Raw genomic sequence first — 18,249 nt, 5'->3', positions numbered from 1 at the left:
CATATGCATCATTCGAATCAGGAGATGACTTAAGTCACCTTCGATTCATGACTTTTCGTACCTTTGCTACAGATTGCGATCCGTTACAATAAAATTATGAAATACAGCGGCGGAAGTCGAACCGGAAAAGGGGCGTTAAAGAGATGGGCATACTTGAAGTGGATCATGTCGTGAAACGATACGGCAGCAGGCTGTCAGTGGATCATTTGAATCTTAGTGTTGGCAAAGGCGAAATTTTTGGATTGCTCGGTCCCAATGGAGCAGGGAAAAGTACCACCATCAGCATGATTGCAGGTCTCCTGAATATGGATCAGGGGGAAATCAGGTTGGAGGGCATATCGGTCAAGGAGCGACCGCTTGAAGTAAAACGCAAGATCGGACTGGTGCCGCAGGATCTGGCTTTATATGAAACCATGTCTGCTGCGGAGAATGTGACCTTTTTTGCCCGATTGTATGGACTGCGTGGAAAATTGCTTAAGGAAAGAGTGCAGGAGTCCCTTGCATTTGTCGGCTTACAGGATAAAGCAAAGGATGCCCCCTCGACCTTCTCCGGCGGGATGAAACGCAGGTTAAACATCGCATGTGCGATTACACATCGCCCGGAACTGATTATTATGGATGAACCGACAGTCGGCATTGATCCGCAATCTCGTAATCATATTCTTGAATCGGTACGCACACTCAACAAGATGGGCTCAACGATTATCTATACAAGTCATTACATGGAGGAAGTGGCGGCAATTAGTCACCGGGTTGCGATTATGGATCAGGGGCGAATCATTGCCTGCGGAACTGAAGCAGAGCTGAGAGAACGGGTAGCATCGGAGGAAAAAGTAGTGCTCTCCACTTCCGGTATCAGTCCCGACGTCTTGGAAGAACTGAAACTTCACCCCCGCGTGCGAATGGTAGACGTTTCGGAGAATATCCTGACGATTACGCTGCCTTCGGCACAGCAGGATCTACAGGACCTGCTCTTCATTTGCAGCAAACATGAAATATCCATTCAGTCACTCAAGGTGGAAGAGCCTGATCTGGAAACATTGTTCCTCAATCTGACCGGGCGTACGCTTCGGGACTAGGGGGAGCAAGAGATGAATATATGGTATATTTGCATCTTTGAGTTAAGACGTATTCTTGAGATTCGAACTGTGGTGTTGAACCTGTTTGTTCTACCGTTGTTACTGATTTTCATATTGGGCACGGCCCTTTCCAGTACGATGGGGACGGCGGAAGATGTCATTCCGGATTCTGTACGTGTAGGGATAATCCATATGAATTCGGAATCAGGCGGAGGTTCAGATACGGTTAGTCAAGCGTTGGATTCATTTGTGAATGCTCCTGCGGTAGCTGAGATGGTTAAGGTACAGAACTTTACGACAGAAGAAGAGGCTGTCCATTTGCTGCGCACTGGCAAGCTCGACTTTGCCGTAATGATTCCTTCAGATTTTGAACAAAACGTGATGATGGGGAAAGAGGCGCGGTTGCAATGGATACGTGGAAAGGACAGCACGCTCAATACCTTGGGCGAAACCTTGTTCACACGGTTTACGGATGAATGGAATCGACAGATGGCGATTAGCAAAGAGTTAGGCCCGGAAGTGATTGCTGCCATGACCTCTGGCTTGGAGTCTAATGGAGCGAACTCGACTTCCATTACTGTCATTAATCCCGGAAAGACAGGTACTTCCTACAGCGCCTCCCAATACTATGCAGCTTCCATGCTGGCGATGTTCATGTTGTATTCGGGTATGACAACAAGTACCAGCCTTTTTGGAGAGCGGGATAACCGAACGCTGATCCGCCTTCAGGCTGCGCCGATAGGTAACGGAGTGATCTTTGCCGGGAAAATTGCCGGCAATAGTCTGCTCGCTTTTTTACAGGCAACGACGATCATCCTTATGACATATTGGTTCTACGGTGTAGATTGGGGAACGTATCCTGGGTATATTGTGCTAACTTGTGTTCTCATCACTTTGGCATCTATGACCCTCGGCATTATTGTATCCCTGGTATGCAAAAGCACGGCATCGGCCGGTGCAACCTTACAAGGCATCATTATTGTCATGACATTCATCAGTGGTGGGTTCAGGCCCATTCCGGTTGATTTGGTGCAACGTCTTAGCGAATTTACGGTTAATCACTGGGCGCTCCAAAGTTTTCTGAGAATGATGCTGGATGCACCTGTAGGAGAGATAGTATATAACATACTGATGCTAGGCGTGGTCTGCGCTGTTTTACTGGCCATCTCAGGATTGATCTATAGAAAGGCAGGATATCGATATGAATAGTCTGCACATAGCCTGGTTGATGATCAGACGTACACTTGGCCGTAAAATGGGCTTCATTACGTTTCTAATTCTGCCTTGCCTGGTGGTTACAGGTGCGGTAGCTCTTTTTGGAAGTGAGCAGAGTACACGCACGGTCATTCCCTACGTCAATGAAGATGCAGGGGTGGCAGGGACATGGATGATTCGTGAACTTGCTGGCAAAGAGGAATATTTGCTCAAGCCAATGAACAACGAAGCTGAAGTGAAGGAAGCTATCGCTCAGCAAAAAGGAAGTTCTGGCATCATCATTCCGGCAAATTATACGGAGGATCTGTTACAAGGTAAGGCAACCGAAATTCAACTGGTGGAACTGCGTATAAGCGAAGGTTCTTATACACTGCGAGCAGCAGTTGAAGGTTTGACGAGAGGCCTGCAACAATCTGCTTCAGCTGTTACGGTGGCGGCAGGTCGAGTCTCAAGTGAGATGGACGTACTGGAGAGCGCACAGAAGCCGTTTAAACTGTTATTACAGGAGATAGGAAAGCAACAGGTTGCTGGTGAAGTCACCGATCTGCAGATCTATCCCAAGCCAGGCCTGAACAATGTGACTGGATTTACAATTATGTTTATGATGGGTCTGCTGACCAGTGCAGTAGCTGTTATTATGGAAGATCGGAGGAAACGAACGATGGCCAGAGTATATACGGCACCTGTCCGCGCATATGAGATTGCACTAGGCAATTTTCTGGGCAGCTTTGTCATTGGTATGATTCAGATTGTGATGGTTTTGGGAGTCAGCAGATGGTTGCTGCACTATGATGCCGGTATTCCTTTTGGAATTCATTTCATAATATTGTCGGCATTCATGCTGGTCTCCATGGGAATCGCAAGTACTGTTGCAGGATTGATCCGGAATTCCAAAAATGCGAATATGTTAAATTCACTTATCATTATGCCAACATGTATGATAGGTGGTTGTTTTTGGCCGATCAGTTTCATGCCGGACTATATGCAGAAGCTCGCTAACGTAGTTCCGCAGAAATGGGCCATTCAGGCGGTGGAAACGATCTCCGCTGGCGGTACGTTATCGGATATTACCCTGCCGCTATTGATTTTGTTTGGTATGGCTATCATTTTGCTGACGGTTGGTTCTGCAATTCTGCGTCCCAGTCAGCCAGGGGTAGATGGATAACTGGAATAACGGGATATGGGATCTGACTGCACACTATACAGGTTACAAAAAGCACGTTCTGCCTGAGTGTAATTCAGCCAGAACGTGCTCTTTATGTTAAAAATGAAGAATGTAATGATACATTATGCGAAATGTTGAAGATTAAGGTTGGAGCTGACGTAAGACAGTAATTTCCACTCGACGGTTCTTTTGTCTGCCAGCCGCTGTGGTGTTGTCACCCGTTGGGCGAGTATCCGCATATCCGGCATATTGGAAGCTGTCAGGGTTAAGCTTCTCTGTATCCAGAAAAAATCGCAATACAGACAGTGCGCGTTCCCCGGAAAGCTGCCAGTTATCCGTATAGGCGGAGTTTGCCCCCACAGGAACATTATCGGTGTGACCCTCAATGCTGACAACGGTGTTCAGATCACGGAACAGACTGGCAAGCTTGCTGAGCGTTGGTGCTGCACCACCCTTTAAAGCGGCCTGTCCCTGATCAAACAGGAAGCGGTCACTGAGGGTAATGGAGAGGCCCTGCGGCTTGTCCGCAACAAAAATCTGGTTTTCCAGTTTATTATCCTCGATATATTGGGTAATCACATTGAACAGATTTTGCAATTCCTGCTCCTGTGATCTGAACTGTTCTTCCCGTTCTGTGAGGGGTTTGTTGTCATCTTCTGGTGTTGCTGTCCCGGAATCGGAAGGGGCTTTTGAAGGATCTTCACCCTGCACCTCGGATGGTGGAGTCTCTGTAATCGTCTGTCCGGGTTTCTCACCGAGTCCCTCACCAAGCTCAAGTATAGAGTCGGATGCGTGGAATGTTTGTTGTAACGATTGAGTAACGACGTCATATTTACCCGAATCCAGATTGCTCATGGCATACATGATGACAAAAAAGATCAAAAGCAGGGTAATGAGATCGGCATAGGTAATCATCCAGCGATCCCGATAGTCGACAGTTTCACGTTTTCCGCGCCGTTTACTGCGCCGACTCATCCAATCCCTCCTTTGCTAGGGGGCGTATAACCTGACGATGCGTGAGGGTGAAAGACTCCAGTCTTTTGCGTACAAGCTGTGGATTCTCACCGTTCTGAATGGCAAGTACACCTTCGAGCAGCATTTCCATGGTCTGAACTTCGTCAGCACCCCTGGATTTGATCTTGGAGGCAATGGGCAAAAAGATAAGGTTCGCACTGGCGACCCCATACAGGGTTGCGGTAAATGCAACAGCAATAGCAGGTCCGAGTCCGGTTGGATCGGTCAAACTGCCAAGGACCTGAATGAGTCCCATCACGGTTCCGATGATGCCCATAGTTGGGGCGTACCCACCAGCGGATTCGAAGATTTTGGCGTAGCCCTCATGTTTTTGTTCAATAGAATCGATCTCCATCTCCAGGATCTGGCGAACCACATCCTGATCCGTGCCATCGACAACCATCTGAATACCGTCTTGCAAAAATGGATGCGGATGATCCATAACTTTGCGTTCCAATGCAAGCACACCTGAGCGGCGTGCAATCGAAGACATCTCGACCAATTCCTCAACCCACAAGCCTGATTCATTATTGTTACGTCCAAAAGCCATACGAAGGGCAGCTGGAATCGTACGCAGGCGATGCGCAGGGAAACTAGCAACCACAGCAGCAATCGTTCCACCAAATACAATTAAAGCAGCCGTTTTTTGCATGAGACCGGACAGTTGACCGCCTTCCCACAAAAAACCGCTGATGACTGCGGCAATTCCGGCAATAATACCGATAAGTGTCGCAATATCCATAAATTAATCCACTCCTGTCTTCATTTCACGTTTGCATCACTAAAACGAACAAGGTATAATTGAACGGGAACAAATATTCCTATTACTATAAGTTTTCCCATATGAAAATTCGGGGAACTTCGACAATATATAGTGACTATTATTTTAGACGATAGGGTGAGATACGGCAATGAGCGATATTATAATGAGCGACAAAACGTTCGAAATCGAGTCAGAGTTTTCTCCCCAAGGTGATCAGCCTGCAGCCATCAAAGAATTGGTGAAGGGTGTTCAGGAGGGGAAAAGGTATCAGACACTGCTGGGTGCGACGGGTACAGGTAAGACGTTCACCGTTGCACAGACCATAGCCCAGTTGCAACGGCCGACACTGATTATTGCGCACAACAAGACGCTGGCGGCACAGCTTGCAAGTGAGTTCAAAGATTTTTTTCCTAACAACATGGTTGAGTATTTCGTCAGTTATTACGATTATTTTCAGCCAGAAGCATATATCCCGTCCTCCGATACGTATATCGAGAAGGATTCAAGTATTAATGAAGAGATTGACAAACTGCGTCACGCAGCAACCAGTTCGTTGTTTGAGCGCAGGGATGTCATCATTGTAGCGAGTGTGTCCTGTATTTATGGTTTGGGTTCACCGCATTCGTATTCCAGCATGTTGCTGTCACTCCGGGTAGGCATGGAAAAACCGCGTAATCAGATTTTGTCCCGACTGGTAGAGATTCAGTATCAGCGGAATGACATTAACTTTGTACGGGGGACATTCCGTGTCCGTGGGGATGTCGTAGAGATCTTCCCTGCCTCCAAGGGCGAACATGCGATTCGAGTTGAATTGTTCGGTGATGAGATCGAGAAAATTACGGAGATTGATGTGTTAACCGGTGAATTGATTGGTGAACGTGAACATATTGCCATCTTCCCGGCGTCTCACTTCGTAACGCAAGAAGAGACGATGAAGGTTGCACTGGTGAACATCGAGCGTGAACTGGAGGAGCGTCTTGAAGTGTTGCGTGAACAAGGGAAATTGCTGGAGGCTCAGCGACTGGAGCAGCGCACACGATACGATATCGAGATGATGAAGGAAGTCGGCTTCTGTTCGGGGATTGAGAACTATTCAGGCCCGCTGACCTTCCGCGAACGCGGCGATACACCGTATACACTAATGGATTACTTCCCGGATGACATGTTGATCGTGGTCGATGAGTCTCATGTGACCCTGCCGCAGATCCGTGCGATGTACAACGGTGACCAGGCGCGGAAGACGGTATTGGTTGAGCATGGCTTCCGTTTGCCGTCAGCGCTGGATAATCGTCCGCTCAAATTTGAAGAGTTCGAAGGCAAGATGGATCAGATTATTTATGTATCGGCTACACCGGGCCCGTATGAGATTGAGCATACCGATACGATGGTGCAACAGATTATCCGTCCAACCGGACTGCTTGATCCAATCATTGAACTGCGCCCAACGAAGGGACAGATCGATGACTTGATCGGTGAGATTAACGACCGGATTGCCAAAGACGAGCGTGTGTTGATTACAACATTAACGAAGAAGATGTCCGAGGACCTGACGGATTATCTGAAGGAAGTTGGAATCAAGGTTCGTTATCTGCACTCTGAGATCAAGACGTTGGAACGGATGGCGATTTTACGTGATCTAAGGTTGGGCGTTTTCCATGTCCTAATCGGAATCAACTTGCTCCGGGAAGGCCTCGATCTGCCGGAAGTATCCCTCGTAGCTATATTGGATGCCGATAAGGAAGGATTCCTGCGTTCCGAACGCTCACTAATCCAAACGATTGGTCGTGCCGCGCGGAACAGCGAGGGTCGCGTTATTCTATACGGTGACAAAGTGACCGATTCGATGGATAAGGCGATAAAGGAAACCGAACGTCGTCGTGCGATTCAGATCGAGTACAACGAGAAACATGGCATTACACCACAGACGATTCGCAAAAAAGTGCGTGATGTGATTGAGGCAACCAAAGTTGCCGAATCCAAGAAAGACTATCTCACAGGCGCTGCCGAGAAGATGTCGAAGAAAGATCGCCAGGCGCTTATTCAGCGCCTGGAGGTAGAGATGAAAGATGCAGCCAAAAACCTGCAGTTTGAGCGTGCTGCCGAGCTTCGCGATGCGTTGCTGGAACTTCGCGCTGAATAAGATACTGCTCATTCATATGCACTATAAAAGAGAGATCTGTAACAAGAGAACGGCCAATTGGCCGTTCTCTTGTTGAGTAAGGAAATCATCTATATCTACCGATAATAAGAGATGTTGAAATCTTGAAATCAGGTCTATACTGATAGAAAAGTTGAATTTGGTTAAAAGGTTTATAGAAAGCATTCGGGAGTCGTGTCCCTCTGGGAGTTGAGAGCGCCCCGGTGTTGAACTTGGAGCCGAGCCGAAGGCAATGGCGACATTGCCGCGAACAGGCGAAGCCGAGAGCGCCCCGGTGTTGAACTTGGAGCCGAGCCGAAGGCAATGGCGACCTGTCGCGACCAAGGCGAAACCGAGAGCGTCCCGGTGTTGAACTTGGAGCCGAGCCGAAGGCAATGGCGACCTGCCGCGACCAGGGCGAAGCCGAGAGCGTCACCGGTGTTGAACTTGGAGCCGAGCCAAAGGCAATGGCGACCTGCCGCGACCAAGGCGAAGCCGAGAGCGTCCCGGTGTAGAACTTGGAGCCGAGCCGAAGGCAATGGCGACCTGCCGCGACCAGGGCGAAGCCGAGAGCGCCTCGGTATTGCCCTTGGAGCCGAGCCGAAGGCAATGGCGACCTAGTCGCGAACAGGCGAAGCCGAGAGCGTCACCTCGCAGTAGAGCGGCCGCATAAGGTGCCGGCAATTGGCCGAAACCTTATGCGGAGCCGCGGGCATACGACAATCCTTCACATAGCAAGACCCGACCCCTCACTGTTGCACCGCTTGTTTCGGGTGTCCAGAGGGCTGCGCCCTCTGGGGCCCTCCCTTGGAAGGGAGGGTTTGGGAGGGATCGAAAAAGCCTTTAAAAAGGTTTGGATTAACACACTGAGAGGATGAATACTATTGGCGAGCGATAACATTGTCATTAAAGGTGCACGAGCGCATAACCTGAAGAACATCGACATTACCATCCCGCGCGACCGCTTTGTCGTATTGACCGGCCTGAGTGGCTCAGGGAAGTCCTCACTGGCTTTTGACACCATCTATGCCGAAGGACAGCGGCGTTATGTAGAATCATTGTCAGCCTATGCAAGGCAGTTTCTGGGACAGATGGAGAAGCCAGATGTCGATTCCATTGAAGGATTGTCTCCTGCCATTTCAATAGATCAGAAAACTACAAGCCGTAACCCGCGTTCCACGGTTGGAACCGTGACGGAAATCTATGATTACCTGCGTCTGTTATTTGCACGCGTGGGTCATCCACATTGTCCGGATCACGGCGTTGAGATCAGTTCCCAGACCGTAGAACAAATGGTTGACCGCATTATGCAATATCCAGAGCGTACCCGGTTGCAGATATTGGCACCCATTATCTCGGGCCGTAAGGGCGAGCATAAAAGTGTATTTGCCGATGTGTCCAAGCAGGGCTTTGTCCGTGTACGGGTGAACGGAGAGCTGCGTGACCTGTCAGAAGATATTCAATTGGAGAAAAACAAGAAGCATACGATTGAAGTGGTCGTTGACCGGATCGTTGTTAAGGATGATGTACAGGCACGTCTGGCCGACTCCATTGAAACAGCACTTAATTTATCCGGAGGACAACTCCTCGTGGACATTATGGGTGAAGAAGAGCTACGTTTCAGCTCCAACTTTGCCTGCCCGGTGTGCGGATTCAGTATTGAAGAGCTTGCACCGCGGATGTTTTCTTTTAACAGTCCTTTCGGCGCTTGCCCGGATTGTGACGGGTTAGGTGTCAAAATGATCGTTGACCCTGATCTGCTCGTACCGGATCGCAGCAAGACGATCGAAGATGGCGCTTTTGATGCATGGACAGGTGGAACATCGACCTATTATCCACAGTTCCTGAAGTCGGTATGTGAACACTTCAACATTCCGCAAAATGTACCTGTCGAAGATCTGCCAACTGAACAGATGAATAAGTTGTTGCAGGGTACAGGTACGGAGAAAATCCGTTTCCGGTATGAGAATGATTTTGGACAACGCAAGGAAGCACTAGTTACCTTTGAAGGTATCGTCAATAATCTGGAGCGTCGTTACCGTGATACAGCATCTGAAGGTATCCGTGAATTCATCGAAGGTTACATGAGCGCGAAGCCTTGTGGTACGTGTAAAGGTCAGCGTTTGAAACGGGAAAGTCTCGCAGTTACGATCAACGATCACAACATGGCGTATGTGACTAGTCTGTCCATTGGTGAAGCTGGCCGATTCTTCGATTCATTGGAATTGAGTGAGAAAGAGCAGACGATTGCCAAACTGATTTTGAAAGAAATCAACAGTCGTCTCGGCTTCCTCGTGAACGTAGGTCTGGATTACCTTACGCTAAGTCGTGCCGCTGGAACGTTGTCCGGTGGGGAAGCTCAGCGAATCAGACTGGCCACACAGATTGGTTCCAGCCTGATGGGGGTACTGTACATTCTGGATGAGCCAAGTATCGGATTGCACCAACGGGATAATGACCGTTTGATCTCAACGCTCGCGCATATGCGGGACATTGGCAACACGTTGATCGTGGTTGAACATGATGAGGATACGATGATGGCTGCCGACTATATTATTGATATTGGCCCTGGTGCAGGTATCCACGGAGGTACCATCATGTCACAGGGTACACCGGAAGAGATCATGAACGATGAGAACTCATTAACCGGTCAATATCTGAGTGGACGCAAGTTCATTCCGATTCGTACAGAACGTAGAAGTGTAGGAGACCGCTGGTTGGAAGTACGCGGAGCCAAAGAAAATAACCTGAAGAATCTGAATGTGAAGATTCCAGTGGGTGTATTTACTGCGGTAACGGGTGTGTCTGGCTCAGGTAAATCCACATTGATCAATGAGATCCTGTACAAAACGCTGGCACGTGATCTGAATCGCGCTCGGGTACGCCCGGGTCAACATAAAGAGATTCGTGGTCTGGAACATATCGATAAAGTCATCGATATTGACCAGTCGCCAATCGGGCGGACACCACGTTCCAACCCGGCTACGTATACAGGTGTCTTTGATGATATCCGGGATCTGTTTGCTCAGACGAATGAAGCCAAGGTACGTGGATACAAGAAAGGCCGATTCAGCTTCAATATCAAAGGCGGACGTTGTGAAGCCTGCCGTGGAGACGGCATTATCAAAATTGAGATGCACTTCTTGCCCGACGTTTATGTTCCTTGTGAAGTCTGCAAAGGCAAACGATACAACCGGGAAACGCTTGAAGTGAAATATAAAAATAGAAATATTTCCGATGTGCTGGAAATGACGGTTGAAGATGCAACCCAGTTCTTCGAGAACATTCCGAAGATCCATCGCAAAATGCAGACGCTGATGGATGTGGGTCTGGGTTATATCAATCTGGGACAACCTGCAACCACATTGTCTGGTGGTGAAGCCCAGCGGGTGAAGCTTGCTTCCGAGCTGTATCGTCGCAGTACAGGGAAAACCATCTACATCCTCGATGAGCCGACAACCGGTTTGCATGTCGATGATATCGATCGTTTGTTGAACGTACTACACCGTTTGGTGGATTCCGGGGAATCGGTGTTGGTAATCGAGCATAACCTGGATGTGATCAAAACGGCAGACTATGTTGTCGATCTAGGGCCGGAAGGTGGTAGCGGTGGAGGTACCATTGTTGCAACCGGAACACCTGAGGATATCATTCAAGTGGAAGCTTCCTATACGGGCAAGTACTTGAAGCCGGTTCTGGAGCGGGATACCGAGCGGAGCAAGGCACTGCAATTGGTGGACTAAGTTCTTGTAGTCTGAGTTTATTGAACGAAAAACGATAGTGAACAAGCCCTTCTTTTCGAGAAGTGTGAGGCATTGGATTATGATCTGATGTGCTCTGCTTCCGACAGGAAGGGTTTTATTTTTGGAATATGTAGAGTCTTCCTCAAGGGGAAATCCGGTGATATAGCTTATGCTTCCGATACAGCTTTCTTTCAGAAAGCTTTTAAGCGAACGCTTCGCTTTTTCAGGTTTTTTCTGTCCTCACCGTTATGGTGTAAATGATTAATTCAACTTATATAGAATGTTTTCGTGAAAGTGTTTACATATATGTAGGGCAAGCATTGCAGGGATATTCAGCCAAATTGGATTTTTTTCATTTTTATGGATGATAGGGCTTGCATTACAAGCAGGGTACAGATAACATAGAGGAAGATATTAGGGTATGCGTTAGCTGTTCAACTATGGTGAGGAGGTCTGTCTATCCATGCTGTTTGCAGAAGCTGCCACGGCGAGCACATCGAATTTTAATGCATTTGATATTTTTGTCATCTTATTTACGATCCTGATTTTCATCGGAGTCGTTCGCCTCCTTCGGGCACCGAAGAAGAATCTGTTTGCGATCGGATTTGCAGTAGTCAGTCTGCTGGTATTTCTGATGACGGATTATGCGATGATAACCGGTTGGTTTGGTCAGTAGGAAGGCCACTGAAGTGAATGGAATATAAGCCAAAAGAGGTATGGAGGAACACTTTCCACGGGAGACATGGAGGGTGTTTTTTTCGTTTATACTGAACGATTGAACAAGATTCTACCTTCTCTACTAAAATAGGACTTAAAACAATTGTATATCCAGATTCTGTATGATACATTGAGGGATACCGGAATTGCAGATGAGAGAAAGAGAGAATAGATTCAGCGATGAATCCGATGTCGAGTCGCGCAAGAAGGATGTATAGAGAGGGTCAGGTGAGAATATGAGCGTGTTGGGTAAAAAGGGGATAGCCATACTGATGGCTGCTGTACTCTCGATTAGTGTAGCGGCAACGGCCGGTGCGGCTGAATCCAAAGCAGCAATGCAAGCGAAAGTGGTAGACGGTCAAGTCTATGTGAACACCAAGGATCTGCTCAAGGCAGTTGGTGGAAGTGGACAATATGATGCCAAATCAGGAACGTACACGTACAAGGGAAGTGAAGCCATCCCCAAAGTGATCGAAAAGGTATCTCCTTCGGTCGTAGGCATTATTGGGAAATCTACCGAAGTGCAGGAAGGTGCATCATCAGACGACCGCTATAATCTTGCACATGGTACAGGTGTCATTATCCGGTCCAACGGATGGATCGTGACGAATGCTCACGTAATCGAAGGATTAACGAATCCGGTGGTCGTTACGACGGATGGCAATACATACAAAATTACGAAAACATACAGTGATGCACTAAGTGATCTCGCGCTAATCAAAATCAATGCCAAATCACTCAAACCGGCGAGCTTCGCCAAAGCTTCACAAACCTCTGTTGGAGAGACCGTGATCGCCATAGGTACGCCGATTTCCTTTTCCTTGCGCAACTCTGCAACGGTAGGGGTAATTAGCGGCTTGAATCGTGGTGTTGAGGCGACCTATCGGTTGATTCAGACTGACACGGCCATTAACCCAGGAAATAGCGGAGGACCGCTGGTCAACCTGAAGGGTGAGGTAGTCGGTATCAATTCCATGAAGTTCTCTGCGGTCGGCGTAGAAAGCTTGGGATTTTCGATTCCGGTGGATACCGTTCAATATATCATCGATCAGTTTTTTAAATATGGCAAAATAAAACGTGCGAGTCTGGGATTACAGCTGGAAGAAAGCTGGTCTGCCATAGTGGGTCTGCCTACAGATGATCCATTAACGATCACGGGTGTACTGTCTCCTGAAGCAAAAAAAGCCAAAATCAAAGAGGGCGATGTCATCTATAGTGTGGCGGGCACACGTGTGTCCTCAGTCGTGGATATCAATGAGTTGCTCAAAAAGTATCTGCCTGGGCAAAGGGTAAAGCTGTTGATGCAATCGGATGGCGATATCGTCACCCGCACGTTGGTGCTTGCTGATCGCGCAGACATTCAGGACGATGAAGAAGGGGCCTTCCTTGCAGATGAAGAACAATAAAGCCTGGCGATCAGCCCGGATGGAGAGAGGACGAAAGAACGGAATGAAAAAGTCATGGATACGTGTGCTGAGCACAGGTGTATTAATCGGGATGCTGACCATTGGCGCGGCACTGCCTGTATGGGCATCTGATCTGACGACAAGTGAACTACGGGTCAAAGCGGGTAGCACGAGCGCTTACATTAACGGCGATAAGCAGGCCATAGCCAAACCGTACAAGTTCAAGGGTGTTACGATGGTGCCTGTAGGTGTGTTCAAGAAAGCATTTGGCAGTGAAATCCGGCTGGAGAAAAATGATGTCGTCAAAATCAAGGAAGGCCCGCACACGGTGACTCTGACGATTGGCAGTACAATTGCCTGGGTGGATGGTGTAAAACATGAGATGGGTGCTGCTCCCAAGATGGTGAATGGCGTACTCATGGTTCCACTTCGTCCGATAGCTGCTGGAATCGGTGCGACGCTTGCTCCAAGCAGTTCCGGAGAAATGGTGATTCGTCTGTTGCAAACCGATGATTCGGTGGACGATGAGGATGGCCTTCATCCGGATGAAGGCAAAACCAGAATCGGCAACAGCTTTTACGGCTGGTCCATTAACTATCCTGCAGATCTCATGGTTTTCCAGAGCGGTGAGCAGGAGCGCATGATGACTTTCGGCGCAGCGGACAACAGTTATTATCTTGAAGTGTACGTCAGCGACCAGGATGTGGCTCTGGATTCGGATGATTTGTTGCAACAACTCGTGCAGGAAGCCAAACAATCAGGAGATACCGTACTGGATCGTGAAGCGGTGTCAAAAGGCAAAACGCCATATGCCCGGATTATTGTGAAAGATGCAGACGGCATGTTGTGGGAGATGCGCCAGTATCTCAATGAAGGTCGTCAATATGATGTGTACCTCGCTGATTATCAAGCCTTGAATTACAAAGATCTGGGCAAACGTGCGGCGCTGCTCAATTCATTCCAGCCAACCTATGCGGAGTCGGATCGAACGATCAAGGATCTGTCCACCGTAGATAATGGCATGCGCTCTGCGTGGAATGATGACTATGGTATTGAATTGAAGATTCCTGCTGGCTGGTCGATCGACAACAATCAGATGATCTATGAAGCCAAGGATGGTGCGTATCTGCAATGGCGTGTCACATCCGCGAAGGCCGGTACAACGGTAAAAGACTGGAGCGGTCAACTGGATAGGTGGATGCGTGAGACATTTACGCCAGAGAGTTACGAGCCGGTTGGCTCATATACGATGGATATCTCGGGAGAGACTGCCGAGGTGAATGAATTCCGTTATAACTTTGGTGGGGGCTGGCAGACCGAGTTCGATGTTCTTTTGCAGAAGAATGGGTATCGATATTATGCAGAGTATACGTTCCCTGAGGAGCAGGTTGCAGATCGGGCATGGTTTGAACGGATTATGAAGAGTGTGGAGATTGATTTTGATACGGTTGCCGAACATTTCGGTCAGCTGGATGAAGATCCTTATTTGACAGACAAAACGAAGACACTTACACGTACGTCCAAACGTTATCATTACAGTGTAGATATTCCGCGTTACTGGACACCTTACAGTGATCGATTCGAATATTCACCTGTGGTGTACACCTTCACGGGCGGAGAATTCTCCATTGCGGCGAGCGAAGACAAATCGATCGAGATGACGGTCAGCCAGCTGAGAGAGGCTTATGCCGAAGCCACCAAAACACGTAAGAACTTCAAGCTGCTTGGCAGTGAGGAGCTGACGTTTGCGGGTGTGCCTGCATTTTCCTTTACGTATCATGAACTGGACAAAGGAGTGCCATATGCGGGTCGCCAGATCGTGTTTGAAAAGGACGGAACAACCTATACGATCACAAGTGGCCTGAATGATGCCAATAAGACAGAAGTTCAGGCGGCAGCATTGGAAAAAGCAGTGAACTCATTTACATTTATTAAATAATAGAGATTGATGCCGGAGGGTCAGTAACCTTCCGGCTTATTTGTTTCCTGTATAAGAGTAATTAAATATTTACACTGGGACGAAGAGTGCAGAACCGATCTGAAGAAGCGAAGCGTGCGCGTTTATCACCAGATTTTCCCCTTTAGAATAGGAAATTAAAAAAATCTGGGGGTAACAGCGATCAGAAGATGGTACTGCAATCGGAGTGTCTAGTGTAAATCTTAATGGAAATGAAAATGGTAAACGGTTTTTTCAGGAAAACGTAGAAGAGTCGGTGCAGAAGTGGTACACTATACTAGTTCAGGAGTTATGACTACTGATCTAATGAATAGGAATGACTGTAAGCTTGGAGTTCAGGCAATACAGACATAATAGATAGATATAACAATACCGTGACAATGCAGGTGTACCGGATAAGGTACAGGTTTAGGCTTGGTGTTTTCAGGCGGCGTTAAGGATATAGGGATGAAATCCGGCGGATAGCCGGTTATGGGGAGGATCTACATGAAAACAGCAACAATACGAAGAGAAGACGTTGAACTTCTGGCACCCGCTGGTGACTGGGATTGTATGCGTTCGGCGGTAGCCAATGGCGCAGATGCCATTTTCTTCGGAGTCGAAAAGTTTAATGCACGGGCACGGGCGAACAATTTTCGCATGGACGAGCTGCCAGAGATTATGGCGTTTTTGCACAGTTATGGCGTAAAAGGTTTTTTGACCTTTAATATATTGATTTTTGAAAATGAATTGACGGATGCCAAAGAACTCATTGACGCTTGTGTCGATGCAGGTGTGGACGCTGTAATTGTTCAGGATTTGGGTTTGGTGAAGATGATCCGCGAGATCTCGCCGGATTTCCCGATTCACGGTTCAACACAGATGACAATTACCTCACCGGAAGCGGTCGAGTTCACGAAGCCGTTTGATATGGAACGTGTTGTTCTGGGACGGGAGAACAATCTGAAGCAGATCCAGAAGATTGGTGAACAGGCGAAGCTTCCAATGGAAGTATTTGTTCATGGCGCGCTGTGTGTATCCTACTCGGGGCAGTGTCTGACTTCCGAAATGTGGGGAGGGCGTTCGGCGAACCGTGGGGAGTGCGCCCAAGCTTGTCGTTTGCCATACGACCTGATGGTGGATGGGGTGCACAAACCGATGGGTGATGTAGCTTATCTGTTGTCTCCGAAGGATCTGGCAGCGATTGACCTGATGCCGGAACTGATTGAAGCAGGAGTGACTTCGTTCAAAATTGAAGGACGTCTCAAAACGCCGGAATACGTAGCGAACGTCGTAAGCAAATACCGCAAAGCGATTGACCGTTATTTTGATGGAGATAACACGCCGCCAAGCAAGGAAGAAGTTCGCGAATTGCAGCAAAGCTTCTCCCGCGGATTCACACATGGTTTCCTGAGCGGTACAAACAACAAAGAACTGGTGGATGGAACATTCCCGAAAAGCCGTGGTGTCTACCTCGGTCATGTAGATCAAGTGTTGCGCGATGGTGTGGTTCTGAAGCTGGACGCACCCGTGAAACGTGGAGACGGGATTGTATTTGACGCCGGAGACCCCACTCAGAAGGAAGAGGGCGGACGTGTATACGATGTACGTCGCAAAGGCGTAAAACTCGAAGGCGAAGCAGAAGAGGGTTGGATCGTTGATGTCGTTCCAGGCCGCAGTGACGTGGATCTGCGCCGTGTGAAGGTTGGCGACAAAGTGTGGAAAACGAATGACCCGGCGCTGGACAAACGTCTGCGTCAAAGCTTCGAGACCGAGAAGCCATACCGCGTATTCCCGGTGAAAGTAAAAGTCATCGGCAGCCCGGGGCAGCCGCTTAGCACGTGGTGGACAGACGTGCAGAAGGGCACGACCGTCCGGATTGATTCCGAGATGGAACTGGACATCGCGCAGAAGCGTCCAATGACGCATGAATTGCTCGAAGAGCAGTTCGGACGTCTGGGAGGCACCGTGTTCCAGTTGGAAGGAATGGACGTCAACCTGCACGGTGACGTCATCATCCCGATGCGCGAGTTGAATAACATTCGCCGTCAGGCGGTAGAACAACTCGCGGGCGAGCGTCCTAAACCGCCCGTCTACGTGAAACGAGCGGTAGATGTGTACGGCGATTCGGTTAAACCGGCATCACCAGTCGCTCGCGGTCAAGCAGAGCTGACCGCACTATGCCGCAGCCTGCCACAAGTGGAGGCAGCGATTGAAGCGGGGATCGGCATGATCTATGCCGACTTCGAGTTTATCAAACAGTTCCCGGCAGCCGTGGAAGCTGTGCATGCCGCTGGTCGCAAGATCGCGCTGGCAACGCCGCGTATTCACATGCCTGGGGAGAACGGATATCATAACAACATCCTGCGTCTGAAGCCAGATGCGGTATTGGTACGTAATACAGGTGCACTGTACTTCTACCTTCGCCACCGGATGGAAAACCCGGACGCGAAGCACCCTGAACTGATCGGTGACTTCTCATTGAATATCGCCAATCACAAAGCAGTAGAATTGTTCCTGGAAGCCGGATGTGACTGGATTACCCCATCCTATGACCTGAACATTCAACAAATGGTTGATTTGCTGGGCCACTCCCGTACAAGTCAGACTGAAGTGGTTATCCATCAGCATCTGCCGATGTTCCACACCGAGCACTGTGTATACTGTACGTTCATGAGTGAAGGAACAGACTTTACAAACTGTGGACGTCCTTGTGAAGAACAGCGTGCATCATTGCAAGACCGGATCGGTATGTCTCACCCTGTACGTGTGGATGAAGGCTGTCGTAATACGGTATACAATGCAGTGGAGCAGTCAGGTGCCGAGTATCTGACCAACTTTATGGATCTGGGTGTATCCCGTTACCGTGTGGAATTCCTGGAAGAGACACCAGAGCAGGTACGCGAAGTAATTGATCTGTACAACCGTGCACTGCGCGGCGAGATCAGTGGTACACAAGTCTGGAAAACACTAAAAGCAACGAACCAACTGGGCGTTACACGTGGTCAATTGGTGAAATAAACAGCAACCCCAATCTCTGCTTTACGGAGCTCTTGGGGTTTTTTCTGTAAAAG

General features: G+C 48.6%; 11 protein-coding genes. 9 read left to right on the top strand and 2 right to left on the bottom strand.

What is annotated here, in order from left to right:
* The first annotated feature begins 143 nt into the window (after positions 1–143).
* From AC1S8V_RS26960 to AC1S8V_RS26950, 3 genes are read left to right on the top strand one after another with little or no spacing between them, the layout of a single operon-like run.
* Positions 144–1,079, top strand: a complete 936-nt coding sequence (locus AC1S8V_RS26960; RefSeq protein ID WP_482071430.1) for an ABC transporter ATP-binding protein — start codon at positions 144–146, stop codon at positions 1,077–1,079.
* A 12-nt stretch (positions 1,080–1,091) separates the two neighbouring features.
* A complete protein-coding gene (locus AC1S8V_RS26955; RefSeq protein WP_482071429.1) occupies positions 1,092–2,288 on the top strand; it encodes an ABC transporter permease in 1,197 nt (398 codons plus the stop codon).
* A complete protein-coding gene (locus AC1S8V_RS26950; protein ID WP_482071428.1) occupies positions 2,281–3,459 on the top strand; it encodes an ABC transporter permease in 1,179 nt (392 codons plus the stop codon). Before AC1S8V_RS26955 ends, AC1S8V_RS26950 begins: the two co-directional genes overlap by 8 nt.
* A gap of 141 nt (positions 3,460–3,600) precedes the next feature.
* Here the strand turns inward: AC1S8V_RS26950 and AC1S8V_RS26945 are convergent, their stop codons facing one another.
* A complete protein-coding gene (locus tag AC1S8V_RS26945; protein WP_482071427.1) occupies positions 3,601–4,434 on the bottom strand; it encodes a flagellar motor protein MotB in 834 nt (277 codons plus the stop codon).
* The gene (locus AC1S8V_RS26940) at positions 4,418–5,215 is read right to left on the bottom strand and encodes a flagellar motor protein (RefSeq protein ID WP_482071426.1); all 798 of its coding nucleotides are present in this window, start codon (positions 5,213–5,215) and stop codon (positions 4,418–4,420) included. Before AC1S8V_RS26940 ends, AC1S8V_RS26945 begins: the two co-directional genes overlap by 17 nt.
* A 169-nt stretch (positions 5,216–5,384) precedes the next feature.
* On the opposite strand from AC1S8V_RS26940, the gene uvrB reads away from it, so the two are divergent.
* The 6 genes from uvrB (at position 5,385) to AC1S8V_RS26910 (ending at position 18,196) form a co-directional block, all read left to right on the top strand.
* Positions 5,385–7,376 carry an excinuclease ABC subunit UvrB gene (gene uvrB, locus AC1S8V_RS26935; protein ID WP_482071425.1) on the top strand — a complete coding sequence of 664 codons (1,992 nt, stop codon included), beginning with the start codon at positions 5,385–5,387 and terminating at the stop codon, positions 7,374–7,376.
* A gap of 881 nt (positions 7,377–8,257) precedes the next feature.
* Positions 8,258–11,116: an excinuclease ABC subunit UvrA gene (uvrA, locus tag AC1S8V_RS26930; protein WP_482071424.1), complete on the top strand. Its 2,859-nt coding sequence runs from the start codon at positions 8,258–8,260 to the stop codon at positions 11,114–11,116.
* A 463-nt stretch (positions 11,117–11,579) separates the two neighbouring features.
* The gene (locus AC1S8V_RS26925; protein ID WP_253441215.1) at positions 11,580–11,792 is read left to right on the top strand and encodes a hypothetical protein; all 213 of its coding nucleotides are present in this window, start codon (positions 11,580–11,582) and stop codon (positions 11,790–11,792) included.
* A gap of 277 nt (positions 11,793–12,069) precedes the next feature.
* Positions 12,070–13,239, top strand: coding sequence for a S1C family serine protease (locus tag AC1S8V_RS26920; protein WP_482071423.1), 1,170 nt, complete (start codon positions 12,070–12,072; stop codon positions 13,237–13,239).
* Positions 13,226–15,178 (top strand): stalk domain-containing protein, encoded by a 1,953-nt coding sequence (locus AC1S8V_RS26915; protein WP_482071422.1) that lies wholly within the window; start codon positions 13,226–13,228, stop codon positions 15,176–15,178. The genes AC1S8V_RS26920 and AC1S8V_RS26915 overlap by 14 nt, the downstream gene beginning before the upstream one ends.
* Before the next feature lie 504 nt (positions 15,179–15,682).
* Positions 15,683–18,196 (top strand): U32 family peptidase, encoded by a 2,514-nt coding sequence (locus AC1S8V_RS26910; protein ID WP_482071421.1) that lies wholly within the window; start codon positions 15,683–15,685, stop codon positions 18,194–18,196.
* Positions 18,197–18,249: the final 53 nt, after the last annotated feature.

This window comes from Paenibacillus sp. B46(2026), assembly GCF_056786355.1.
Note: the sequence above shows the minus strand (reverse complement) of the source record. Positions and strands in the feature narration are given on the sequence as shown.